This window comes from Porphyrobacter sp. GA68 (assembly GCF_022605525.1).
GTDB lineage: Bacteria > Pseudomonadota > Alphaproteobacteria > Sphingomonadales > Sphingomonadaceae > Qipengyuania_B.
Window position 1 is genome coordinate 49,132 of the sequence record NZ_JAKQYJ010000001.1, and the last position, 22,384, is coordinate 71,515.

General features: G+C 64.4%; 24 protein-coding genes and 1 pseudogene. 9 read left to right on the forward strand and 16 right to left on the reverse strand.

The genetic code is table 11. The features are described from left to right. Nucleotides 1-14: 14 nt before the first annotated feature. A pseudogene (locus tag LHJ54_RS00270) lies at nucleotides 15-455 on the forward strand (c-type cytochrome); the annotation flags it as partial. 60 nt (nucleotides 456-515) lie between these two features. Next, nucleotides 516-1,124 carry a cation transporter gene (locus tag LHJ54_RS00275; protein ID WP_228244240.1) on the forward strand — a complete coding sequence of 203 codons (609 nt, stop codon included), beginning with the start codon at nucleotides 516-518 and terminating at the stop codon, nucleotides 1,122-1,124. On the opposite strand, the gene LHJ54_RS00280 is transcribed toward LHJ54_RS00275, so the two are convergent. After that, nucleotides 1,103-1,420, reverse strand: coding sequence for a hypothetical protein (locus tag LHJ54_RS00280; RefSeq protein ID WP_228241513.1), 318 nt, complete (start codon nucleotides 1,418-1,420; stop codon nucleotides 1,103-1,105). The two genes, LHJ54_RS00275 and LHJ54_RS00280, sit on opposite strands and share 22 nt — an antisense overlap. A 285-nt stretch (nucleotides 1,421-1,705) precedes the next feature. On the opposite strand from LHJ54_RS00280, the gene LHJ54_RS00285 reads away from it, so the two are divergent. Genes LHJ54_RS00285 through LHJ54_RS00315 form a run of 7 tightly spaced genes read left to right on the forward strand, consistent with a single transcriptional unit; the run spans nucleotide 1,706 to nucleotide 10,499 of the window. Continuing rightward, nucleotides 1,706-2,854 carry a TolC family protein gene (locus tag LHJ54_RS00285; protein ID WP_228241515.1) on the forward strand — a complete coding sequence of 383 codons (1,149 nt, stop codon included), beginning with the start codon at nucleotides 1,706-1,708 and terminating at the stop codon, nucleotides 2,852-2,854. Continuing rightward, complete coding sequence (locus LHJ54_RS00290; protein ID WP_228241518.1) at nucleotides 2,851-4,089, forward strand: efflux RND transporter periplasmic adaptor subunit; 1,239 nt, start codon at nucleotides 2,851-2,853, stop codon at nucleotides 4,087-4,089. Before LHJ54_RS00285 ends, LHJ54_RS00290 begins: the two co-directional genes overlap by 4 nt. Nucleotides 4,090-4,103: 14 nt before the next feature. Next, the gene (locus LHJ54_RS00295; protein WP_228241524.1) at nucleotides 4,104-7,274 is read left to right on the forward strand and encodes an efflux RND transporter permease subunit; all 3,171 of its coding nucleotides are present in this window, start codon (nucleotides 4,104-4,106) and stop codon (nucleotides 7,272-7,274) included. A 17-nt stretch (nucleotides 7,275-7,291) separates the two neighbouring features. After that, nucleotides 7,292-8,014, forward strand: coding sequence for a HupE/UreJ family protein (locus tag LHJ54_RS00300; protein ID WP_228241527.1), 723 nt, complete (start codon nucleotides 7,292-7,294; stop codon nucleotides 8,012-8,014). 32 nt (nucleotides 8,015-8,046) lie between these two features. Continuing rightward, complete coding sequence (locus LHJ54_RS00305) at nucleotides 8,047-8,670, forward strand: transmembrane anchor protein (protein ID WP_228241529.1); 624 nt, start codon at nucleotides 8,047-8,049, stop codon at nucleotides 8,668-8,670. Nucleotides 8,671-8,692: 22 nt separating this feature from the next. Beyond that, entirely contained in the window at nucleotides 8,693-9,142 is a 450-nt protein-coding gene (locus LHJ54_RS00310) for a YqaA family protein (RefSeq protein WP_228241537.1), read from the forward strand. Nucleotides 9,143-9,164: 22 nt separating this feature from the next. Continuing rightward, nucleotides 9,165-10,499 (forward strand): MFS transporter, encoded by a 1,335-nt coding sequence (locus tag LHJ54_RS00315; RefSeq protein WP_228241545.1) that lies wholly within the window; start codon nucleotides 9,165-9,167, stop codon nucleotides 10,497-10,499. A gap of 41 nt (nucleotides 10,500-10,540) precedes the next feature. Here the strand turns inward: LHJ54_RS00315 and LHJ54_RS00320 are convergent, their stop codons facing one another. From LHJ54_RS00320 to LHJ54_RS00390, 15 genes are all read right to left on the reverse strand, one after another. Continuing rightward, a complete protein-coding gene (locus LHJ54_RS00320; RefSeq protein ID WP_228241547.1) occupies nucleotides 10,541-11,263 on the reverse strand; it encodes a PepSY domain-containing protein in 723 nt (240 codons plus the stop codon). Next, nucleotides 11,260-11,970: a PepSY domain-containing protein gene (locus LHJ54_RS00325; protein ID WP_228241549.1), complete on the reverse strand. Its 711-nt coding sequence runs from the start codon at nucleotides 11,968-11,970 to the stop codon at nucleotides 11,260-11,262. The genes LHJ54_RS00320 and LHJ54_RS00325 overlap by 4 nt, the downstream gene beginning before the upstream one ends. Before the next feature lie 303 nt (nucleotides 11,971-12,273). Beyond that, on the reverse strand, nucleotides 12,274-12,963 hold the full coding sequence (locus LHJ54_RS00330; protein ID WP_228241551.1) for a ferritin-like domain-containing protein: 690 nt from the start codon (nucleotides 12,961-12,963) through the stop codon (nucleotides 12,274-12,276). Nucleotides 12,964-13,346: 383 nt separating this feature from the next. Continuing rightward, on the reverse strand, nucleotides 13,347-14,126 hold the full coding sequence (locus tag LHJ54_RS00335; protein WP_228241552.1) for a DUF305 domain-containing protein: 780 nt from the start codon (nucleotides 14,124-14,126) through the stop codon (nucleotides 13,347-13,349). A gap of 47 nt (nucleotides 14,127-14,173) precedes the next feature. Beyond that, on the reverse strand, nucleotides 14,174-14,944 hold the full coding sequence (locus LHJ54_RS00340; RefSeq protein ID WP_228241555.1) for a DUF4198 domain-containing protein: 771 nt from the start codon (nucleotides 14,942-14,944) through the stop codon (nucleotides 14,174-14,176). 31 nt (nucleotides 14,945-14,975) lie between these two features. Continuing rightward, nucleotides 14,976-15,500 (reverse strand): DUF411 domain-containing protein, encoded by a 525-nt coding sequence (locus tag LHJ54_RS00345; protein WP_228241557.1) that lies wholly within the window; start codon nucleotides 15,498-15,500, stop codon nucleotides 14,976-14,978. A gap of 2 nt (nucleotides 15,501-15,502) precedes the next feature. Beyond that, nucleotides 15,503-15,991, reverse strand: coding sequence for a DUF305 domain-containing protein (locus LHJ54_RS00350; RefSeq protein ID WP_228241559.1), 489 nt, complete (start codon nucleotides 15,989-15,991; stop codon nucleotides 15,503-15,505). A 10-nt stretch (nucleotides 15,992-16,001) separates the two neighbouring features. After that, a complete protein-coding gene (locus LHJ54_RS00355; protein ID WP_228241561.1) occupies nucleotides 16,002-16,655 on the reverse strand; it encodes a DUF2231 domain-containing protein in 654 nt (217 codons plus the stop codon). Next, nucleotides 16,652-17,158: a DUF4440 domain-containing protein gene (locus LHJ54_RS00360; RefSeq protein WP_228241565.1), complete on the reverse strand. Its 507-nt coding sequence runs from the start codon at nucleotides 17,156-17,158 to the stop codon at nucleotides 16,652-16,654. The genes LHJ54_RS00355 and LHJ54_RS00360 overlap by 4 nt, the downstream gene beginning before the upstream one ends. 17 nt (nucleotides 17,159-17,175) lie before the next feature. Next, complete coding sequence (locus tag LHJ54_RS00365; RefSeq protein WP_306437031.1) at nucleotides 17,176-17,946, reverse strand: copper resistance protein B; 771 nt, start codon at nucleotides 17,944-17,946, stop codon at nucleotides 17,176-17,178. Nucleotides 17,947-18,539: 593 nt separating this feature from the next. After that, nucleotides 18,540-20,429 carry a copper resistance system multicopper oxidase gene (locus LHJ54_RS00370; protein ID WP_228241566.1) on the reverse strand — a complete coding sequence of 630 codons (1,890 nt, stop codon included), beginning with the start codon at nucleotides 20,427-20,429 and terminating at the stop codon, nucleotides 18,540-18,542. 78 nt (nucleotides 20,430-20,507) lie between these two features. Beyond that, on the reverse strand, nucleotides 20,508-20,744 hold the full coding sequence (locus tag LHJ54_RS00375; protein WP_228241568.1) for a hypothetical protein: 237 nt from the start codon (nucleotides 20,742-20,744) through the stop codon (nucleotides 20,508-20,510). 36 nt (nucleotides 20,745-20,780) lie between these two features. Beyond that, on the reverse strand, nucleotides 20,781-21,110 hold the full coding sequence (locus LHJ54_RS00380; RefSeq protein ID WP_228241570.1) for a hypothetical protein: 330 nt from the start codon (nucleotides 21,108-21,110) through the stop codon (nucleotides 20,781-20,783). Between the two features lie 322 nt (nucleotides 21,111-21,432). Next, nucleotides 21,433-21,723 carry a hypothetical protein gene (locus tag LHJ54_RS00385; protein WP_228241571.1) on the reverse strand — a complete coding sequence of 97 codons (291 nt, stop codon included), beginning with the start codon at nucleotides 21,721-21,723 and terminating at the stop codon, nucleotides 21,433-21,435. A 202-nt stretch (nucleotides 21,724-21,925) separates the two neighbouring features. Further along, entirely contained in the window at nucleotides 21,926-22,327 is a 402-nt protein-coding gene (locus LHJ54_RS00390; RefSeq protein WP_228241573.1) for a MerR family transcriptional regulator, read from the reverse strand. Between the last annotated feature and the right edge of the window lie 57 nt (nucleotides 22,328-22,384).

Below are 22,384 nucleotides of genomic sequence, written 5' to 3' on the forward strand. Positions count from 1 at the left end.
CCGAATACGTCGAGATGGTGGAGTTCTCCGCGAGCGTGCGCCAGCGCCTCGGCGAGCTAGCGCCAACCGAAGCGCGGGCAAACCTGCTGCAAGGAGCAAAGCGACTTGAGGCCGATATCGCTGCGAAGGCGGCCCCGGAAAGCATCGCCACGTCGGCCCGGCAGCTGGGAAGAGTCCTCTTGGCTGCTTACCCGGTGCCGCTCGCCCCGTCGAACCTGCCCGATCTCAGCCGAGGCGCAACGCTCTATGCTCAGAACTGCGCCAGCTGCCATGGATCGATGGGCGACGGGCGAGGTTCGGCGGCGGGCGGCATGGACCCGCCTCCGATCGACTTCACCGACGAGGCTAGAGCGCGTGAACGGAGCCTCTTCGGCCTCTATCAGGTCATCGAGCAGGGCCTCGAAGGCACGGCCATGCCCTCCTTTGCACAGCTCAGCCCTGATGACCGATGGGCGCTCGCATTCCACGTTGGCCGCTACGCGTATCCAAACAAATCCTGCTGCCAGACGCCGGAACTGAACCAGAAGGCGCACAATAATCCGCGCTGGCGCGCGATCCTGTGGATCGCCCTGCTGGCCAATGCGGCAATGTTTCTCGTCGAGATCGTTGCCGGCATCGCAGCCGACTCGCGATCACTCCAGGCCGACGCGCTCGACTTCCTCGGCGACGCGGCGAATTATGCGATCAGCTTAGGGGTTGCGGGAATGGCGCTGGCCTGGCGGGCACAAGCCGCTCTGGTCAAGGCGGCGACGATGCTCGCGTTCGGCTTGTGGGTGATCGGCTACGCGATCTTTGCCCTTATCGTCGGCGCGAACCCCGAACCCCAGACGATGGGGCTGATCGGCATGCTGGCGCTGCTGGTCAACCTCGCGATCGCGCTCCTGCTGTTCCGCTATCGCCAGGGCGACGCCAACATGCGCTCGGTGTGGATCTGTTCGCGCAACGATGCGATCGGCAACTGCGCCGTCCTTGCCGCCGCGCTCGGTGTCTTCGGCACCGGTCAGGCCTGGCCCGATCTGCTCGTCGCCGTCATCATGGCGACCCTTGCGATCTGGGGCAGCATCGAGGTGTTCGGGCAGGCACGCGACGAGCTGGCCGCGACTCACCCGGGAATGTCGTCGTGACCGCTCTCCGATCGGAGCGTAATGACACCTTCGGCCGTCGCGCTGACGCGCACTATGCATTGCGCATGGCCTACGCTAATGAGCACCGCGTGCGTTCGCTTATCGCCCTTTTCGGCCTCCTTGCGATGGTCCTGTCCAGCCTTCATGCCGGACCGGTCGCCGCGCATGATGGGGATACGGTGCACTGGAGCGATGCCGCGAGCCACGGTCATGTGCACGGTTCGCACGATGGCGGTGGCGAGGACGACCGGAACGGTCCCTCCGCTGACCTCGATGCGGATCAAGGTCACCATCATTGTCCGTCTGCCCCGGCGCCTCAGCTGCCGCAGGCCGAACTGAACAACGACCCGGGCAAGCCGATCCTCTTCGCATCGGAAGTCTCGTTCCTCCGGCTCGGCGCTGCTGCTCCACCGCTAGACCCTCCAAAAGCCTGACACCCCTGCATTCGCTGCGCGGAGGCTTCCGCGCGACTTGCATCCGGGCGTCAGGAGACATCCCCGATGAGATCTGGAATCGTTGCAACTCTCCTCGCGGGAGTTGCCGGGCTTGCTACAGGCCCCCTGGCGGCTGAGCCGCTCACGTTGGAACAGGCGGTCGACAGAGCTGTCGCGGCCGCGCCCGAACTCGCCGCCAACGAGGCGAGCGTCGATGCCGCGCGGGCCAGCGCCCGCCAGGCGAGCTTTCGTCTGAATCCGACCGTGGCGGTCGAGGCCGAGAACCTCGCCGGGACCGGCAACTACAGCGTGCTCGAACAACCCGAGGTGACCGTCACCTACTCGCAGCCGATCGAGCGCGGCGGGAAGCGCGCGGCGCGGATGGCCTTTGCCGCGCGCGGTGTAGAGCTGGCCGAAGCGCAAAGCCGGCTCGCGCGCTTGCAGATCGGGCAGCAGGTCCAGCGCGCCTTCATCGATACGCAGATCGCCGATCAGCTCGTCTGGATCGCCGAGCAGCGCCTCACCACCGAGAAGGCGCTACAGACCGAAGCGCTGCGACGGGTGCGCGGCTACAAGGATCCGCTGTTCGTGGAAACGGCCGCCTCGGCTCGCGTGACGGCAGCTGAGCTCGCCCTCGACGAGGCAAGGGCACGGGCGGCTTCGGCGCGCAATCTGCTCGCATCCTATTGGGGCGGAAGCGGCGCCGGGCTGGATATCGCGAAGGGAATCGTTAAGCCGCCTGTGAGCGGCGATCTCGCGTCCGCCGACGCCGCAGTCCGCCAAGCGGCCCTTGCCCGCGCCAGCGCGGAAGTCGTGGTCGAGCAGTCGAGGGCTACGCCCGACTACACCGTCAGCGGCGGGGCGCGCTTCCTGCGCGAAACGAACGACGTCGCGCTTGTTGCGGGTGTCTCGTTCCCGCTTGGCCGGTTCGACCGCAATCAGGGCAATATCGAGCGCGCCCAGGCAGAGCGCCGCAGGCTGGAGGCCGAGGCCGAAGCGGACCGGCTGGCGCGCCTGCGCCGGCTGGTCTCGCTTCGCGCGCAGGCCGAGGCCACTTCGCAACGTGCCGACGGCCTGATCGAGAAGGTCTACCCGCAGGCCCGGAAGACGCTGGCGCAGGTGCGCGAAGGTTACAACCGCGGGGGCTTCCGCTTCTCCGATATCCAGGCCGCGGCCGACGCCATCATCGAGGTCCAGCAGCAGTGGGTCGAAGCGATGATCGCCTGGCGCGACGCCCAATCCGAACTCGATCGTTTGACCGGCCGCTTCGACGTGGCCGTGGAGACTGTGCCATGACCAAGCATTTCCTTACCCGCGTCGCACCGCTGGCGCTGATCGCGCTCCCGCTCGCCGCATGCGGGTCTTTAGAAACCGAAATGGCGGAGCAAGCAGAAGAAGCGGAGGCGCCCGAAGGGCCGCATGGAGGCCGTCTGTTGACCGATGGCAAGCTGGCGGTCGAGGTCACGATCTACGAAGCCGGACAGGACCCGCAATACCGGGTCTATCCCTATCTCGATGGCAAGCCGCTGGACCCGGCCAAGGTCGATCTCCAGATCGTGCTGCGCCGGCTCGGCGGACAGATGGACCGCTTCCGCTTCACACCGCAAAAGGACTATCTAGTCGGGAACGGCGTGGTGGGTGAGCCGCACAGCTTCGATGTAGAAGTGATAGCGGTGGTCGATGGCGAGCGCAGCCGCTGGACCTACGACAGCTACGAAGGCCGAACGACCATCACCCCCGAGGCCGCCCGGCAGGGCGGGATCGAGGTCGCGACCGTCGGCCCCGCCACCATCGGCGACGCGCGCGAGCTGTTCGGAACCGTCCAGCTCAACCCCTCGGCGCGATCCGAAATCCGAGGCCAGTTTCCCGGCCGCGTGGTCTCCGTCACCAAGGATGTCGGCGATTATGTCCGGCGCGGCGAGCTGCTGGCGCGGGTGGAATCGTCGGAAAGCCTCCAGACCTATCCGGTCTATTCGACCGTAAGCGGCGTGGTGGCCGAGCGACCCGGCAACCCGGGCAACTTCACCGGCGACCAGCCGCTCTATGTGATCACCGATCCCGCAGCGACCACGGTGGTGTTCAACATTTTCCCCAAGGACCTGGGGATCGTGCGCCCCGGAATGCGCGTCGAGGTTGCTTCGCAGGACGGACGCGCGGTCGGCGCGACCACGCTCGGCGAGTATCTGCCCGAAGGCAATGCGCAAGCCGGCACCGCGCTGATCCGCGCGGCGATACCCAACCGGGGCGGCTGGATCAGGCCGGGGATGACCCTGCGGGGCAAGCTTGAGGTGAACCAGCAGACCGTCCCGCTGGCGGTGCGGACCGAGGCCATTCAGCCCTTCCGCGACTTCCAGGTGGTCTACGCCCGCTACGGCGACACCTACGAAGTGCGGATGCTCGAGCTGGGCCGCAAGGGCGCCGAATACACCGAAGTCCTTTCCGGCATCGAACCCGGCACGCCTTACGTGACCAAGGGCTCCTTCCTCGTGCGCGCCGACGTCGAAAAGTCCGGCGCGAGCCATGACCACTAAGGGGAACCCTCGCCATGCTTGAACGCATCGTCGGACTATCCATCCGTCAGCGCTGGTTCGTCCTCGCGCTCGTCGCCCTGTTCAGCGCAATCGGGGTGTGGAGCGCGACCCGGCTGCCGATCGACGCCGTGCCGGACATCACCAACGTCCAGGTCCAGATCAACACCGAGGCCGAAGGCTACTCGCCGCTCGAATCGGAACAGCGGATCACCTTCCCGATCGAGACCGCGATCGCGGGCATTCCGAACCTCGACTATACGCGATCGATCTCGCGCTACGGGCTCAGCCAGGTCACCGTCGTATTCAAGGACGGAACCGACATCTTCTTCGCCCGCCAGCTCGTCAACGAGCGCATCCAGCAGGTGAAGTCGCAGCTTCCCGAAGGGATCGAGCCCCAGATGGGGCCGATCGCGACGGGGCTCGGCGAGATCTTCATGTTCGCCATCGAACCCGAACCCGGCGCACGAAAGGCCGACGGCAGTGAATGGACGCCCATGGACCTGCGGACCCTGTCAGACTGGGTCGTGCGCCCGCAATTGCGGACCATTCCCGGTGTCGCCGAGGTCAACACGGTCGGCGGCTACGAGCGGCAGTACCATGTCACGCCCGACCCGATGCAGCTCGCGGCGATGGGGCTGTCGCTATCGGACGTGGTTGCGGCGCTCGAACGCAACAACTCCAATCGCGGCGCCGGCTATGTCGAGCGCGGCGGCGAGCAGATCCTGATCCGCGTACCGGGCCAGGCGGCGAACGAGGAAGACCTGGGCGGCATCGTCATCGCAACGCGCGGCGGAGTTCCGATCCGTGTCTCCGATGTCGCGCAGATCAGCATCGGCTCCGAGCTGCGCTCCGGGGCCGCGACCGAGAACGGCAAGGAAATCGTGCTCGGCACGGTGCTCATGCTCACCGGCGGCAACCCCAGCGTGGTCGCGCAGGCCTCGGCCGACAAGCTCGAGCAGATCACCGCCTCGCTTCCCGAGGGCGTCGTTGCCCACCCGCTTTACGACCGCACCGAACTCGTGGGCCGCACGATCGCGACGGTGGAGAAGAACCTCGCCGAGGGCGCTCTGCTGGTCGTCGTCGTGCTGTTCCTGCTCTTGGGTAATCTGCGCGCCGCGCTGATTACCGCGGCGGTGATTCCCATCGCGATGCTGATGACGCTGACCGGCATGCTCGCCACGCGCACTTCCGCCAATCTGATGAGCCTTGGCGCACTCGATTTCGGGCTGATCGTCGACGGGGCGGTCATCATCGTCGAGAACTGTCTGCGGCGGCTCGGCGAGCAACAGCATCGCCTCGGCCGGCTGCTCGACCGCGAGGAACGCTTCGGCCTGGTCGCATCGGCCAGCGCCGAAGTGATCCGGCCGAGCATATTCGGGATCATCATCATCACGGCAGTCTATCTGCCGATCTTTGCGCTCGAAGGCATTGAGGGGAAGACCTTCCACCCGATGGCGATCACCGTGGTGCTGGCGCTGACGGCGGCGATGATCCTTTCGCTTACGTTGGTCCCGGCCGCCGTTGCTATGTTCGTGACCGGCAAGGTGGAGGAAAAGGAAAACCGCGTGATGCGGTGGATATCCACCCGCTATGCGCCACTGCTCGATCGCGTGCTCGCCCGTCCCAGGCCGGTGGTTGCCGGGGCCCTGCTCCTGGTTGCGCTGGCTGGCGCGGGCGCGACTCGGCTCGGCTCGGAGTTCATCCCCCAGCTCGATGAAGGCGACATCGCCATGCACGCGCTGCGAATTCCGGGCACCAGTCTGTCGCAATCCATAGAAATGCAGACAGCGCTGGAATCGCGCATCAGGCAGTTTCCCGAAGTCGAGCGGGTGTTCGCCAAGATCGGCACGCCCGATGTCGCGACCGACCCCATGCCTCCGTCTGTGGCGGACAACTTCATCATGCTGAAGCCGCGCGAGGACTGGCCCGATCCGCGCAAGCCGCGCGAAAAGCTCGTTGCCGAGCTCAATGCCGCGGTTGATCAAATTCCCGGCAACAATTACGAGTTCACCCAGCCGGTGCAGATGCGCATGAACGAGCTCATCGCGGGCGTTCGCGCAGATGTTGCTGTCAAGCTGTTCGGCGACGATCTCGACCAGCTCATCGCCAGCGGGCAGGCCCTCGAGGAAGTGGTGGGCTCGGTACCAGGGGCGGCTGACGTCAAGCTGGAACAGGTCACCGGGCTGCCGGTGCTGTCGATCGTTCCCCGGCGCGAGATGCTCGCGAGCTACGGTGTCAGCGTCGAAACCGTCCAGGATATCGTCTCGACCGCCACGGGCGGCCAGAACGCGGGACAGGTGTTCGACGGCGACCGGCGTTTCCCGGTGGTCGTGCGCTTGCCGGAAAGCCTGCGGACCGATCTCGATGGTTTGCAGAACCTGCCGGTTCCGCTCGCCAACGGAGCCTCGGTGCCGCTCGGCGAGCTCGCGGACATCTCGCTCGCTTCGGGGCCGAACCAGGTCAGCCGCGAGAATGGCAAGCGCCGCGCGGTGATCACCGCCAACGTGCGGGACCGTGACCTCGGCAGCTTCATCGACGAGCTCCAGACCCGGATCGGCGAAGAGGTCGAACTGCCCAACGGATACTACGTCGAATACGGCGGGACGTTCGAGCAATTGCAGTCGGCCGCGACCCGGTTGTCGATCGTCGTTCCGCTGGTGTTGCTGCTGATCTTCGGACTGCTCTACACGCTATTCCGATCGTGGCGCGATGCGGCGATCGTGTTCACCGGCGTGCCGCTGGCGCTGACCGGCGGCGTGGCGGCGCTCGCGCTGCGCGGCATCCCGTTCTCGATCTCGGCAGGCGTCGGCTTCGTCGCGCTGTCGGGCGTGGCGGTGCTCAACGGCGTCGTCATGCTGTCGTTCATCAGCGATCTCCGCATCCGCGGCGAAAGTCTGCTCGAGGCGATCAGGCATGGAGCACTGACCCGGTTGCGGCCGGTTCTGATGACGGCGCTGGTGGCCTCGCTCGGGTTCGTGCCGATGGCGCTCAATGTCGGCGCGGGTTCCGAAGTCCAGCGCCCGCTCGCGACAGTCGTGATCGGCGGGATCGTCTCGTCCACGATCCTCACGCTACTGGTGCTGCCGGCGCTCTACTGGCTCGTGCATCGGCAAGACCGTGATGAGGAACCCCGCGAATTCGCTGAACGCGATCGGCAATCTCCGCTGCCAGCGCCATCCTTATGAGTACCAGGAGTCTGACTATGACGACCCTAGCTAGGTTCAATTCTGCCCATGTCCCGCGCCGCTACCTCGCGGCCGCGACATTCCTGCTTCTTTTGCTTTGTACGAGCGTCGAGGTCTGGGCGCACAATGTCGCCGAGGGCGACAAGGGCTATATCCAGGAGATGAGCGGGGTGCAGATCCTGCCCTACATCTACCTCGGCGCCAAACACATGGTCACGGGATACGACCATCTGCTGTTCCTGTTCGGCGTAATCTTCTTCCTCTACCGGCTGAAGGATATCGGCATCTATGTGACGCTGTTCGCCATCGGGCATTCGACCACGCTGCTGTTCGGCGTGCTCACCGGGATCAGCGCCAACGCCTATCTGATCGATGCGATCATCGGGTTGTCGGTGGTCTACAAGGCGCTCGACAACCTCGGCGCCTTCCAGCGCTGGTTCGGCGTCCAGCCCAACACCAAGGCGGCGACGCTGGTGTTCGGGTTCTTCCACGGCTTTGGCCTCGCGACCAAGATCCTCGAGTTTCAGATCCCGCAAGAAGGCCTGGTCGAGAACCTGATCGCTTTCAACGTCGGGGTCGAGATCGGTCAGCTCCTGGCGCTCGCGGGCATTCTTGTGGTGATGGGCTACTGGCGGCGGACCTCCAGCTTCATGCGCCACGCGTTTGCCGCCAACGTGATCGTGATGACCGCGGGCTTCATGCTCGTTGGCTACCAGCTCGCCGGTTACGCCGTCAGCTGATCCTCCCAATTTTGATTTCGGAGTTTCCCACCATGTTCAATTCGCAACGTCCCAACATCGACGACCTTCCCAACTCGCGCCAGCTCGTCCGGGCAACGGCAATCGCTGCGGCAGTAGCGGGCGCGCTGCTGATAACGGTCGTCCTGCCCGCCGAATACGCGATCGACCCGACCGGCATTGGCGGTGCGCTCGGCTTTACCGAAATGGGCGAGATCAAGGCGCAGCTGGCCCAAGAAGCCGCCGCCGACCGCGCCGCCACCGCAGTGGCGGCTGAGGCCGCTCCTGCTGCCACTGCCGCCGTAGCCACAAAGTCCGGGGTTGTCGGCGCGGCCACCGACGCCCGCTCCGACGTAATCGAGCTGACGCTCACGCCCGGTCAGGGCGCCGAGATCAAGGCGACGATGGCCGAGGGAACGACCCTGACCTACGACTGGTCGGTCTCGGGCGGCGCGGTCAACTACGACACCCATGCGGATGCGCCGGGGATCGACTACCACGGCTACGACAAGGGCACCAACTCTGCCGGCGAGCGCGGCAAGCTGGTAGCGCCGTTCGACGGCAAGCACGGCTGGTTCTGGCGCAATCGCGGTAACGGGCCGGTTACGGTCACTTTGCGCACCCAAGGAGCCTACACCGAAATCAAGCGCGTCGTCTGATCGCTCGTTCAGATGCCGGGAGATGATCCCCGAAACTCTCTCCGCCGGTTACGCCGGACTGTTCGCTGCCTCCTTCGTCGCGGCGACGATCCTGCCGGCGCAGTCCGAACTATTGCTGGGGGCGATGCTGGTTTCGGGGCGGTTCGATACTACCGCGCTGCTGGCGGTGGCGACGGCAGGCAATGTGCTGGGCTCCGCCGTCAACTGGCTGCTCGGGCGCTATTTCGCGCATCATCGGGAGAAGCGCTGGTTCCCGGCGTCTCCCGCCACAATGGCGCGAGCCGAGGCTTGGTTTGCGCGCTTCGGCCCAGCGGTGCTGTTGTTGTCATGGGTGCCGGTGATCGGCGATCCGCTCACCGTGGTCGCCGGGGTGCTGCGGATGCGCTTCACCATCTTCCTGCTCGTCGTGACACTCGCCAAGGGCGGGCGCTACCTGGCGCTGACGTTTGCGGTCATGAACTGGCTGGCATGATGCAGAAGCTAGGAAACGCGCCATGCTGAAAGTTCTTGCCAATCGCACCTATCGCCACCTGTTCCTCGCGCAGGTCATCGCGCTGGTGGGCACCGGGCTGGCGACCGTCGCGCTTGGTCTGCTCGCCTACGACATTGCAGGCTCCGATGCCGGCGCGGTGCTGGGAACGGCGCTGGCGATCAAGATGGTCGCCTATATCGGCATCGCGCCGGTCGTGGGCGCCTACGCCGATCGCCTGCCCCGCAGGAGTCTGCTGGTGACCATGGATCTGGTGCGCGCCGGCGTCGCGCTCGTCCTGCCCTTCGTCGATGCGGTGTGGCAGGTCTATCTGCTCATCTTCCTGCTGCAATCGGCTTCGGCCGCCTTCACGCCCACCTTCCAGGCAACCATTCCAGAGATCCTGCCCGACGAGGAGGAATACACCAACGCGCTCTCGCTCTCGCGACTGGCTTACGACCTTGAAAGCCTGCTCAGCCCGATGCTGGCGGCGCTGCTGCTGACCGTCATCAGCTTCCACTGGCTGTTTGCGGGAACTTCGGTGGGCTTTGTCATCTCAGCGCTGCTGGTCGTGACCTCGGCTCTGCCGCACCGCAAGGCGGCAGCCCGCGCGGTCGAAAGCGCGTGGCGCAAGACGACTCGCGGCGTGCGCATCTATCTCAAGACCCCCCGGCTTGTCGGTCTGCTAGCCGTGACTCTCGCGGCCGCGGCAGGCAGCGCGATGGTGATCGTCAACACCGTGGTCATCGTAAGCGAGATGGGCCGCTCGCAGCAGGACGTGGCGCTCGCCCTGGCGGCCTATGGCGGCGGCTCCATGGTGGTCGCGCTGGTGCTGCCGCCCGTCCTGCGCAGGCTGAGCGAGCGGACCACGATGCTGATCGGGTCGGGCGTGCTGTGCGCGGGGTTGCTCGCGTTTGCCGTGGCGACTCCGGCGCTGCCACCCGCTGCGATGTGGCCGTTCCTGCTGGCGGGATGGCTCATCATGGGCGCGGGCTACTCGTTGTGCGTCACGCCCGGTGGGCGTCTGCTGCGCCGTTCCTCGAACGACGCGGACCGTCCGGCGCTGTTCGCGGCCCAGTTCGCGCTGAGCCATGTCTGCTGGCTTCTGGCCTATCCGGTGGCAGGACAAGCCGGTGCGCTTCTCGGTATGCCGGCGGCTTCCGCGATGCTGGCCGCCATGGCCGTGATCGGGTTGATCGCGGGCTTGTGGAAGTGGCCGGTCATCGATCCCGAAGCGGTCGAGCACCTTCATGCCGACCTGCCTGCGGGCCATCCCCATCTTGCCGGCCACGGCGCCGGTCCCCACCGGCACCCCTATGTGATCGACGACCTGCACATGGAATGGCCGCAGAGAAATTGAAACCCACTCCCTGGTTCCGGCGGCCACCTCTGGGGGTGCCGTCAGGCTTGCCGGGTGCGGCGTCTACGCAGCCAGGCAAAGTCGTGCCGCCACATCGTCCGGAACAGCAGCCAGAAGCCCGTTACGGCGAGCCAGGCCATTGCCATGCCGGCTGTGATGATCAGCGGATGGTTGAAGCTCGTTCTGTCTGAATAGTCCATGTTGTGGAGCATCCAGAAGAAGTCCCACCAGCGCCAGGTGTCGTTCCGCCGCTCGAGCACAGCCCCCGTCGTGGCCGAGACGTAATAGGTGCTCGCGTCCTCGTCGGCGAACTCGACCTGCCAGATCGGCGGCTCGTGCTCCCTGACCGGCAGCGATCGCTCGGTGAGAAGCTTCGCCGCGCCGGGACTTGCTTTACTGGGATGGTTTGACTGCGCGATGGTCCGGGCGGCGGCCGCGGTGATCCTCACCTGTTCACCCGTGCGGGCATCGAACATCCGGGTCGATCGGGCGGTGCGCACTTCGACGACCGGCCGATCGAGCAGCGTCTTCAGCCGCAGCCCCTCGACCTTCTCCAAGTCGATTTGGTCGACAATCGTCCTCCAACCCGTCGCCTCGCCCGAAAGTGCGGCTTCGATCCCTTCCGGGCGCGGACCTCCGGCGACCGTCTCCATGTCGAGCAGCGCCATCGCCGCGCCGCTGATCGTCCACAGCACGAACTGCAGGCCGATGACCAAACCCACCCACTTGTGAATCCTGCGTAGCCAGATCGACTTGACTGTCATTGGACTAGACCTCCCTTCTTCTTGCGCTTGGGGAAGGCGTAGAACAGCAGCCAGATGCCCGAGAGCGCCATCAGCACCGCTCCCCAGGTAAAGGCGCGCAGCAGCGGATTGTTGACGTTCTCGCGCTCGTCGTAGTCCATGATGTGGAGCATCCACACGAAGTCGAATACGCGCCACAGCTCGTGGCGCCGCGAGAGAAGCTCGCCGGTGACCGGTGAGAGATAGAAGGTCGGCCGGTTCCAGTGAGCGAACTCGACGCGCCACAACGGCGCCTTCCGTCCGCGGATTTCCCCTGGCACCTCGGTGATGAGTTCGGCCGACGCGATGGGCTCGGACCCGGTGTAGTAAAACGATGCCAGGGCTCTGATTGCCTGCTCGTTCGGCGAGTCCAGCGGCACAGCCGAGGTTGCCGCGAAGGCGCGCTCGCCCGCGGGCCCTTCGGTGACATAGATCGGGCGCTCATCGACCCACGCCAGCCTGATGCCGGTCGCCTTTTCCCGGGCGGCGAGCGCCAGCGGATCCTGCAAACCGCCCGCCTCAATGCCCGGACTGGGCATCTCGCGAACGAGATGGTCGCCGTGGATCGTGTCGATGTGGACCACTGTCATGTAGACGCCGCTCAGCGACCACACCACCACCTGCAGGCCGATGAAGAGCCCGAACCATTTGTGCGTCTTGCGCGCCAGGACCGGGAAGCGAAATGTCACGTCAGCGCCCACCCTTTCGATCGCTTTCGCGCGGCTCTCCGACCGACGCAATTACAGTTTCCGACGACATGCCCATGTCACCATAGTTGTCCGCAAGGCATCGCTAACCCTTTATTCGTGAACGCTCAAACGCAGATCGGACTCCAAGCCGACAGTCACATGCGCTCCGAATTTCCGCCTGCCTTGGGGGCCGAAGACGATCGACCCCACGACGCGACACATGCTCGCTCTCGCCCTTGGACGTTTGTACTTGGGAGCTTCACAAGCGCAGCATAGAGAGAAATTAGCCTGGCAACTGATCGATCATGAATGCGTCAGGAGAAACCAGGGACAACCGGGGCGGGTAGACACCTCTCCCGCGTCCGCCCAGTCGGTTCGCCGCCTCAGCCACGGGTTAAAAAAAACAAACGGCAGTTTGAATATCAGCAATTCCGAGTGAACGACGCCATCGACCAATTTTTCCCGAAAAGTGGAGCGTTCCCGCCCATGCTGGCTCAGCCAGCCTTCATAGGGGGCCCAATGGCTGGGTTCGTCCTTATGGATGATCCGGAAGATCTTCGTGAGCACCGGGTCCTTGAGAACGATGGGATTTCTGAGCAACGCCTCGACTGTTCGGTAGCCGCGGCGTTCAGTAAGCGAGATGACCCGACAAAGCTGCTCGAAAAGCTCGTCGCTATCAATGACCGCTTGTGTGTCTAGCTCGTCGATTGACTTTCGGAACACGATCTCGATGAAGCGATCGATGTGGCCAAACGCGCGGTCCAAAGCGAGTGGCATAACTCCGCGCAGCTCGAACCACCTGCGAAACATGTTGTAGTGTTTTCGCTCGTCGGCCCGGTGTCGCTCGATTGCGGCGTTTAGCGCTCGATCGGTCGGGTAGCGCTTCCGGACCGCCTCGAGTACGCGGTCGATTGCCGTGTAGCCTCGATGCTCGTTGTAGATGTAGATCGAGCCAAGGACGTCGAGATACCGACGAGCGAACCAGGCGAACATACTATTCCCTTACTGGCGCGAGGCACTGTGCCTGAACTGTCGCAAAATGGCTGGCGTGACAGTGCGAGCCTCCAAGCTCGATAGGGCAACCGGTGCTGCCGCTGCGCTGCAGTCGAGATAGCGGTCCAGCTCGACAAACGCGTTGGCTGGGCCTCTCGATCATGGCAGCGAAGACGAAGCGTTCGCGGCTCCTTGACCGGCATCGTGAGCACACCCGCTTCGCAGCGCAGTCCCACGTACTTCATCAAAAATGGCCATCTTGGGCGGTGGCCAAGCCGACGTATCGCACGAAGCCCGTTGCCTCGAGTTGGCTTGGTTGGCAACATTCCAATAGTTGCAAGACGGCGCCCCCGGTGAGGTGCTCCCGGGGGCGCTAAGCAAGCTCAGCAGTGTCCCGCCTCCCGATGCTCGGGCAGGCAAGTGGGCGTCGCTTCAGGCTGCGCGGCGGGCTCCGCCGTGGGTCTGGCCGGCGCCGGCTTCGCCGGGGCAGGTTTCGGAGCCGCAGGTCTCGCGGCTGGCGCCGACGCCACAGGATCTCGCGCGGCTGGTGCGGAAGCAGTCATAGGCTCGCCGCGGAGCATGGCTTCAACCATGGCGACTTCCTTCTGCTGGTCGGCCTTGGTCTTTTCAATCCGCGCACGGACGGCACCGCTCGCGCCGTTCGCAAGAGCCACATCGGACATCGCGACGGCGCCCTGATGATGCGCCAGCATCTTGCGCAGGTAGGTCTCGGAAATGTCCGCGCCCTTCGCACCCATCATCGCCTCATGCATCTGCATGGTCGCGGGGCGATACAGCTCCCCGCTGGCCGGATTGGGGGTGCCGCTCGCGATCAGCTTTTCAAGCTCGGCGATCTCCCTGGTTTGCTTGTCTATCGTCTGCTGCGCCATCATTCCCACATCGGCCGATGGGTTCTGCGCCAGGACAATGCGGGACATCTCGACCGCGCCCTTGTGGTGCTCGATTATCTTGCGGACCCAACTGTCCGCGGCGTTGACGCCGACGGCGGTCATGATCGCCTCGTCCATGCGCATCTCGGATTCCCCGAAGGGTCCGCTCATTGCCATCGAATCGTCGGCGCTTGCGGTTGCACCGGCATTCTGGTCCGGACCGTCGTTATCGGCACAGGCCGAGAGGGAGGCGATCAGCGCGACTGCGCTCATGCCAAGCAGGACTCTTTGCATCGTTCTTCTCCTTCGGGAATGTGTCGTCACGGCCTACTGAATGTCAGTGAGGTAAGATCGAGCGTGAAGCGCCCCGCCCCCGTCGGAGGTTCCAGTTTCGCGGCGAAAAGCATCATCGCGCCGCGATCCCCCGCAGGGAGATGGATGTCCCCCTGAGCGTCGGTCGTGAGGTGCTGCCGCGCGCCGTCCGACCCGACCAGGTCGATCGGATAATTCGTCAAGGGTTTGCCGTGGGCGAGCAGCCGGAAATGATCGGCAGACGAGCGACTGCCGACAAACTCGAGATGCGCGCCGAACGACCGGTCTGCCGCCGAGCGATCCGTGCAACTCGCGACACACACGAACGTCTTGGCGAACCGCCGCGACACTACCTGCCAGGTGCGCGGTTTGGACAAGGCCTCCACCGCCGCGGCAGCGCCGGGCAGAACGCGATACTCGCCGAGAATGAGAGGGATGCGATCCTCGGCGTAATCGACGTCGCGAGCCTTGGTCCCGACTCCGGTCACCAGCAAGCCGGGCGTGGCGCCGGCCACCTCGAGGTTGAGCGCAGCGGGTCCCGCACCTGCGACCCGCACCGTGGGTTCGCCGTTCCCCATGGCGGTCAGCTGCTCGACCCGGTCGGCCGTGACGACAGTCTCGGGCTTCGGGAAGCTGGAGCCGACGGTAGCCTGGATCGCCACAGGCCCTCTTGCGTCATCGCTGAACTGCACCGGCAACAGGAAGAAATCATGCGCCGATGCCGCAGGCGCCAGAGACGCCGCAAGCACGGTTCCCAATCCAACAAATATCCTTCTCATAATTCTCTCCATCTTCTGCGCGGGGCGGCTGTCAGGCGCGGAAAACCGAAACCTCGCCGTCGCGGCCAAACGCCATTACCTCGAACGGATCGGTCGAACCGTCCGGCATTTCCATTCCGGGCGAGCCGCGGGGCATGCCCGGCACCGCAATACCCTTGATCCCGGCTGGACGCGCTGCAAGCAGGCGCCGAACTTCCGCCAGCGGAACGTGCCCCTCGATCACGTAGCCGCCGACCACGGTTGTGTGACAGGAAGCCAGTTCCTCCGGAACGCCGAGCTTGCGCTTGATCGCTGACATGTCCGGCCGGTCGACAACCGAAACCCGATAGCCAGCCTCTCCGGCAATCTCCGCCCACGCCTTACAGCAGCCACAGCTGGGATCGCGGTAGACCGTCATTGATGCGCGTTGCGGAGCAGCCTGAGAATCGGCCAAGGCGTCAACCTGCGCTTGACCCGGCTCCGGCGATCGAGAGCATCCCGTGATGACGAGCCCGCCCAGACCGGCAAGCCCGGCAACGAGCGCGCGCCGGCTCAGCGAGGGTAGGCTTTCGGCCATGGTCATTTCCTCTCCAGCATGGCCTTCATCTGCGCGATCTCCGCCTCCTGGGAGACGACGATGTCCTCGCAGAGCTGCTGAATTTCCGGGTCGCTAATCTGTGCACGCTCGCACATCAGGATCGCGCCCGAGTGGTGCGGGATCATTGACCGCAGGAACTGGTTATCGCCAACCAGGCTCTGCTGGCGGATGCCGAGCAGCGAAAGGATGAAGATCGCCGCGAAGGCCACATAGAGCGCCGCATTGAGTCTGCGGTTGCGATACATGTTGCCCATCGTAGCCAACATGATCGCGCCCATTGGCGCCCACATGACGAGCGCCATGTAGAGGAAGTTCACGTTCTGGATGAATTCGCCGAAGCTCCAGATCATCGCGAACATGGCGACATACATCACCAGCAGGCTGAGTCCGAGATTGACGGCCAGCATGCGGTAGTGATCGCCCTGCATGCCTGGCGACATGGCTTGATGATTTTCGAGACCTTGTTGCATATTTGTGTCCTCAGAACATCAGATGTTCGAACCCATGCGTCACCGCGGCGCCCAGGAATCCCTGAATTACAATCGCGACGGTCATGATCGTCAACGCGAGGATCATACCCGCACCGCGGTCCTCCCACGGCCGTTTCCATGCCCAAACGCCAAGACCCGCGCCAACGATCCCGACCGCCACCCCGATCCAGCGATGATAGTTGAGGATCGGATCGGGGTCCGAGCCCACGGCGGCAAGCCAACCGGCTGCGGCCGCCACGGGCGCGAAGATGCCGCCGGCCACGACGAGGAACTGCACAGGCGCAGCGAAGGCGGGCCGCTTTCGGCCGACGATCACGGTGAACAGAGCCGCCGGGAAAAAGGCGATTGGGAAGTGGACGAGTGCCGGGTGCAATCGTCCGATCCAGCCGAACAGCCGTTCGAAGAAGGGCAGATTGGAGCGGTCCATCTCCATCACCATACCTTCCATGGCTTCGTGCCCCATCGGGCTTTCCGCCGCGCCGCCGGCCAACTGACGTTCGCGCGCCTCGGCGGCTGCCTGCTGCTTACGGTGTTCCTCGTGCGCCACCGCCGGCGTGACGAACAGGTTCGCGAGGGCAAACGCGGCGACGACAGCCAGGATTAGTCGCCAGAATTTCCCAAGGCGGGGCGACAGCGCGCTCATGCGGAGGGCCTCGGGCTGCGCCCGGAGTTGTGCATGGACAGGATTTTCCACTGGCCGTTCTCCTTCTTGAGTACGCTTGTAGCAACGCCGAGGCGTTCCACGACCTCACCCTTCGTGGTCTCGATGCGATATTTGTAGCTTTCCGTGGCCAGGGCGACGGGGCCTTCCAGGCGCACCTCGACCTTGTAGTCCGAGAAAGCGAAGCTCTTGAATTCCTTAAGCTCTGGCCCGAGGTGATGGGCGAGATAGTTGGCGTAGCTGCCTTCGACCCCGCCCGTCTCGAAGATGGTGGAATCGGCGGTGAACAGCCGTTCGGTGCCGGTGGCGTCGAGGCGCTCGATCGCCGATTTGTATCGCGATAGGATCGATTTAACGGACGCCTCGTCGGCTTGCGGGACTTGGGTCGCGGCGGCGGCGGCTGGAGCCGGTTGATGTCTTTCCGGATGAGCCAGTGCCGGCGGCGTCGCCAAAGCCGCCCCCGCCAGCAAAATTAGGAGCTTCATTCGCTTTCTCCCTATGATCAAAACCAGAGCCGCACGCCGGTCACCAAGCTCCAGCCACCCACATTTTCGCCCGCCGCGCGGGAGAAGTCGGCGGTGTTGCCGAACGCCCGCTCATATTCGACGCCGATATACGGCGCGAATTCGGGCACGAACTCGTAGCGGAGCCTGAGTCCGACTTCGGCTGTCGACAGACCGGCGCCGATACCGAGTTCGGGAACATCCTGCGCCGCCAGGTCGAATTCAATGCTGGGCTGGAGGATCAGCTTGTTGGTGATGCGCTGGTCATATTCAGCTTCGAACCTGGCGGTCAGGTCGCCCTTGTTCGAGAGGAAAAGCGAGCCGTCGACCTCGAACCAGTAGCGGGCAAGCCCCTGGATACCGAGGACCAGATGCGTGCGCTCGGGATCGGGACGGAAATCGTGCCTGACACCGACCTGGAGATTGAACCACGGATCGAGCGCGCGGGAATAGAGCGCTTGGACCTCCGCCTGCTCAGGACTTTCGCCGAATGAGCCTTCGCCTTCGGACTTGAGCCACAGCTTGTTGTAGTCGCCGCCATACCAGCCCTGTAGATCCCATTTGTAGCCGTCGCGCCCGTCGTTGACGCGGTATTCGAGCTGATCGGCGAGGAACAACCAGGTGACGTAGCCGCCGTGCTCCGCGATCAGCTCCTCCTGCCGCTTACGCTCGAACAACTGGGGATCGAAGATTGTCGCGCCGGCATGCTCCGGCCCGGAGAACGCCTCCGGGGGAGCCGGCGCCACCGGCGGGGCATCTGCAGTCGCCATGCCGGGCATGGCGTGGCCAGCGTGCGGATCGGCAGGTTGCGACCCCGCATTTGCCGGCGTGCAATGGCCCATGGCGGCGTGTTCGGGCAGGCACGCAGCGTCAGCGGCTGGCGCCGGCACGGCCTGCGTAGCTGGTTTCACCGGAGCGCAATGGCCCATTGCGGCGTGCTCGGGCGGGCACGCAGCGTCAGCGGTCGGCGTCGGCGGCGGTGCGGCTTGCGGAGCCGGTTTGGCCGGAGTGCAATGGCCCATCGCGGCATGTTCGGGCGGGCACGCAGCTTCAGCGGCTGGCGCCGCCGGGGGTGCGGCCTGCGGAGCCGGTCTTGTTGGAGTGCAATGGCCCATCGCCGCATGCTCGGGCGGGCACGCAGCATCAGCGACTTGCGCCGGTGTCGATGCCGCCTGCGGAGCCGGTTTTGTCGGAGTGCAATGGCCCATTGCCGCATGCTCGGGCAGGCAGGCCGCATCCGCGGCCGGCGCGGGCGTGGCTGAAGCAGCGGAAGTTGGAGTGTGGCCCTGATGTTCGGCCTGCTGCGCAATCGCCGGGCAGGCGAACGCAAGCGTCGAGGCGCCCAGCGCGAGGTGAAGGCGCTTCATGCCGCTTCTCCCGCATCGTCCATCGGCCGGACCTTCACCACGTTCATCATGCCCGCGTGCATGTGGAAGAGGAGGTGACAGTGAAACGCCCAGTCGCCGGGCGCGTCGGCGGTAAGATTGAAGCTCGCTATCCCGCCCGGCATCACGTTGACGGTATGCTTGACCGGGTTGCCGCCCGGCATCCCGGTAACCACCTCGAAGAAATGGCCGTGAATGTGGATCGGATGGCTCATCATGCTATCGTTGATGAGATTGACCCGAACCCGTTCGTTGCGCGCAAAGCGGATCGGCTCGGCGCCTTCGTTGAGCTTCTTGCCATCGAACGACCACATGAAGCGTTCCATGTTGCCGGTAAGATGGATGTCCACACTGCGGGTTGGGGCGCGGGTATCGTGGAACGGCGTCAACGGCGAGAGTTGATGATAGGTGAGCACGCGGTGCTCGACCTCTTCCAGCCCGAGTGGCCTGTCTCCCGTGCGGTCGACGGGCGACATGGCGATGGAATCGACGCCAACGCCGACCTTCACATTCGGCGGCACCAGCGATTTGTCGCGCATGTTCATGCCGCTCATGTCCATCGCCGCCGTTCCCGCACCGTGATCCATCCCGGCCATCGTCTCTTGGGCGGCTGTGCTTCCCGCACCATGATCCATCCCCGCCATCGAGCCGGAAGAAGAGGTCGCGCCTGATGTCCCGTGATCCATGCCGCCCATCGAGCCGTGGTCCATCCCGGACATGCCGCTATGGTCCATTCCGCCCATGCCCATGTCCTTCATGCTCAGGACGGGCTTTGCACGAAGAGGGGGTACCGGCGCCTGCATGCCCATTCGGGGTGCGAGGGTCGCCCGGCTCATCCCGGAACGGTCGATCGCTTCGGCGACCAGGGTAAAAGCTTTGTCCTCGGTTGGCGTAACAATGGCGTCGTAGGTTTCGGCGACCGAAATCTGAAACTCGTCGGTCTCGACGGGGCGGACGTTCTGACCATCGGCGTTGACGATCGTCATCGGCAGGCCGGGAATGCGGATGTTGAAGATGGTCATCGCCGAGGCATTGATGAAGCGCAGCCGCACCCGTTCGCCGGGGCGGAACAGACCGGTCCAGTTCTCGGCCGGGCCATGGCCATTGATAAGGAAGGTGTAGGTCGAGCCGGTGACATCGGAGATGTCGGTTGGGTCCATCCGCATCTCGCCCCACATGAGCCGCTCCGACAGCGGCATGGTGCGCGCGAGGCCCTCTTCGCCGCCGATCAGTCCGGCGAGTGTCTGCCGCTGCCGATTGAAATATCCGCCCTGCTGCTTGAGCTTTGCCATCACCGTGTGGGGATGCATGAAGGTCCAGTCGCTGAGCACGATCACATGCTCGCGGTCGTAGGCGACCGGATCCGGTTCCTTCGGATCGATGATGATGGGCCCGTAATGCCCCAACTGCTCCTGGAGCCCCGAGTGGCTGTGATACCAGTAGGTGCCGTTCTGTACGACCGGGAACTCATAGGTGAACGAGCTCTTCGCGAGGATTCCCGGGAAGCTGATCCCTGGCACTCCATCCATGTGGAAGGGCAGGATGAAACCGTGCCAGTGAATGGACGTGTCCTCGTCGAGTGTGTTCTCGACATGAATGCGGACATTCTGCCCCTCCTTCAATCGAATGAGGGGGGCAGGCAACACGCCGTTGAGGGTGATGGCATGGCCCGTACGGCCGCCGACCGTAAACGGGCTATGCGCCACCCTGAGCCGAATGTCTTCTCCAGTAAGGGTCGGCAGCGTCGACAATAGGCCCGGTGAGCCGGTCTGCGCCCATGCGGGCAGGGCATGCGCGAGGCCCAGGCCTGCGCCGGATACGGCGGCGGCGCGCAGCAGCGCACGCCGTCCGAGGACGAGTTCATTCATCGAAGATTCCTTGGCTCACTGGCGTGAAGACGATCGCCTGCCGGCGGGAGCACGGCCCCCGCTGGCAGTCGATCGGACCTAGTGGTGCGCGTGCCCGTCGGCCGGGGCCGCGGGTGTCATGTCATGGCCTGCGTGCGGGTTCGAAGGCGCGTCGGTGCCGCTGGCGGGCTTGGCCGCCATCTTGTCGCAGCATGCGCACTTGTCCTTCATCTTCTCGCAGCATTCCATCTTCGGCTTCTCCGCGGGAGCGGCCTGGGCGTGCGCGACGCCCGGAAGAGCGATCGCCAGCGCAACCGCGGTCATCAGCTTGTTCATGTTCCTAAACTCCGTGAAATCGAAAGATGGGCGATTTCACGCGAGCCTTGGAGGCGGTGTGGGAAGTTTGGCCAGGAAAGCCCGATGCTCGGTCGAACGGAGGCCGAACAGCAGCGGGGCGTGATACATGACCGGCTCGAGCGACGCGGCGCCGAGCGGAGCCACGGCCGAGCACATCGCAACACAGCACTGTGTCATCGCGCCGGGCTGGTCTTTGCTGCTGGAGTCCTCGTCGCCGCAATGCCCCGACTTCGTCATTTCGCGATGATCCATCGGCATGGCCGCCATGGCCATGCCAGACTGCATCGCCAGCGGTGCGACCAGCATGGCAAGCGCTGCCAGAATGAGATGGAGTCGGCGAAGCATTGCAGCGGTGTCCTACGCCTGTGCTGGAAGGGGGTCAATTTTTCTTATGGCTCGCAGGAGAAGGCCGACCAATCGCAGTCCGCTTGTGTAGCCCGGATCCCTCGCTGCTCCAGCAGTCCGTGATCAGACCGGTGAGGCAATTGCACCGCCGGCACGCGGCACCTGCACCGGCACCAGCAGGGATGTCGACCTATTCAGGCTGGTGGGTGCCTCGTGGTTGCGGAGTGCCTCAGCGCTGAGACGCAGAGCAGGATCGACGACCCTTTAGCGCATTTGGCACTCGCCTGCCTGCGTAAATGACATGCAGAACATGTGGCACGATTCAAGCGAATTGCAGAGATACAAGCTGGAGTAACGTGAGCACAAGCGCGGCCTTGCTCAACACGCCGTGAAAGTTGATGTACGACAAGAGGCCCCCCACCAGCGAAATCGAAAGCAACATGTCGTAGGCGACATTGGCACCTGAAATGCTGCCTATCATATTGGTCAACGCCGCGGCGAACGCGACGTAGCCCATGATATCGTACGGGTCGAACCGATGAAGTTCAGCTGACAGCTTTTCGTCGCGCAGCGTGGACGGGCGGAGCCATTCCGAAACAGGTCTCGAACTCATCGTTTCGCATGCCTCCTGAACTTTGGGGGCCGAGACTTTGAGGACTGACGCGGCACGTCTACGATCCTCCCGGCCAGGAGCGTCCCAACCCTAAGGCACAAGCGAGCCAAGAAGTTCCCGATTGTCAAGTCTGCAACGGAAGACACCGGCACCACAACAGGCGGCAAAGCCGCGAAGACCTTCGCGCTTCCGGAGGTGGTGGTCATGGAGTTTGGACGTCGAAGGCGGTCAGGATCGGGCACGCTCCAGGCGACCCGGCCTTGCACGCAACGGCCAAGGAGGCCAGCGCCTGACGCGCCGCCCGAAGCTCTGCAATCTCTTGGTCAAGCGCTTCGATCCTGCAAGTGGCCAGCGTCTGGATGCGGTCCCTGTCTTGGGTGGCATCGAGCGCCAGTAGCTCACGAATTTCGATCAGCTTGAAGCCGGCTCTTTGTGCCCTGCGTATGAAACGGAGCCTTCGGACGTAATCCACGCCATAGCGCCGCACGCCATTTTCAGAAGGTCGCTGAGGCTCGGCGAGCAGTCCGCGACGCTGGTAGAACCTGACGGTTTCAACACCGACGCCACCCGCTTTGGCCAGCAATCCGATGGTGAGGTCATTCATCGCTTGACTCCGCACTATGGTACGGACCCTATATAGCTTGGGCGCGTTCACGAAACA

Bases quoted from the DNA above. Each gene is read 5' to 3' on its own strand.
- LHJ54_RS00280 (WP_228241513.1), bottom strand. From the start codon at position 1,420: ATGATGGTGACCTTGATCCGCATCGAGGTCAGCGGAGGGACCGTTCCG.
- LHJ54_RS00290 (WP_228241518.1), top strand. From the start codon at position 2,851: ATGACCAAGCATTTCCTTACCCGCGTCGCACCGCTGGCGCTGATCGCG.
- LHJ54_RS00295 (WP_228241524.1), top strand. From the start codon at position 4,104: ATGCTTGAACGCATCGTCGGACTATCCATCCGTCAGCGCTGGTTCGTC.
- LHJ54_RS00300 (WP_228241527.1), top strand. From the start codon at position 7,292: ATGACGACCCTAGCTAGGTTCAATTCTGCCCATGTCCCGCGCCGCTAC.
- LHJ54_RS00305 (WP_228241529.1), top strand. From the start codon at position 8,047: ATGTTCAATTCGCAACGTCCCAACATCGACGACCTTCCCAACTCGCGC.
- LHJ54_RS00310 (WP_228241537.1), top strand. From the start codon at position 8,693: ATGATCCCCGAAACTCTCTCCGCCGGTTACGCCGGACTGTTCGCTGCC.
- LHJ54_RS00315 (WP_228241545.1), top strand. From the start codon at position 9,165: ATGCTGAAAGTTCTTGCCAATCGCACCTATCGCCACCTGTTCCTCGCG.
- LHJ54_RS00320 (WP_228241547.1), bottom strand. From the start codon at position 11,263: ATGACAGTCAAGTCGATCTGGCTACGCAGGATTCACAAGTGGGTGGGT.
- LHJ54_RS00330 (WP_228241551.1), bottom strand. From the start codon at position 12,963: ATGTTCGCCTGGTTCGCTCGTCGGTATCTCGACGTCCTTGGCTCGATC.
- LHJ54_RS00335 (WP_228241552.1), bottom strand. From the start codon at position 14,126: ATGAGCGCAGTCGCGCTGATCGCCTCCCTCTCGGCCTGTGCCGATAAC.
- LHJ54_RS00340 (WP_228241555.1), bottom strand. From the start codon at position 14,944: ATGAGAAGGATATTTGTTGGATTGGGAACCGTGCTTGCGGCGTCTCTG.
- LHJ54_RS00345 (WP_228241557.1), bottom strand. From the start codon at position 15,500: ATGGCCGAAAGCCTACCCTCGCTGAGCCGGCGCGCGCTCGTTGCCGGG.
- LHJ54_RS00350 (WP_228241559.1), bottom strand. From the start codon at position 15,991: ATGCAACAAGGTCTCGAAAATCATCAAGCCATGTCGCCAGGCATGCAG.
- LHJ54_RS00355 (WP_228241561.1), bottom strand. From the start codon at position 16,655: ATGAGCGCGCTGTCGCCCCGCCTTGGGAAATTCTGGCGACTAATCCTG.
- LHJ54_RS00360 (WP_228241565.1), bottom strand. From the start codon at position 17,158: ATGAAGCTCCTAATTTTGCTGGCGGGGGCGGCTTTGGCGACGCCGCCG.
- LHJ54_RS00365 (WP_306437031.1), bottom strand. From the start codon at position 17,946: ATGGCGACTGCAGATGCCCCGCCGGTGGCGCCGGCTCCCCCGGAGGCG.
- LHJ54_RS00370 (WP_228241566.1), bottom strand. From the start codon at position 20,429: ATGAATGAACTCGTCCTCGGACGGCGTGCGCTGCTGCGCGCCGCCGCC.
- LHJ54_RS00375 (WP_228241568.1), bottom strand. From the start codon at position 20,744: ATGAACAAGCTGATGACCGCGGTTGCGCTGGCGATCGCTCTTCCGGGC.
- LHJ54_RS00380 (WP_228241570.1), bottom strand. From the start codon at position 21,110: ATGCTTCGCCGACTCCATCTCATTCTGGCAGCGCTTGCCATGCTGGTC.
- LHJ54_RS00385 (WP_228241571.1), bottom strand. From the start codon at position 21,723: ATGAGTTCGAGACCTGTTTCGGAATGGCTCCGCCCGTCCACGCTGCGC.
- LHJ54_RS00390 (WP_228241573.1), bottom strand. From the start codon at position 22,327: ATGAATGACCTCACCATCGGATTGCTGGCCAAAGCGGGTGGCGTCGGT.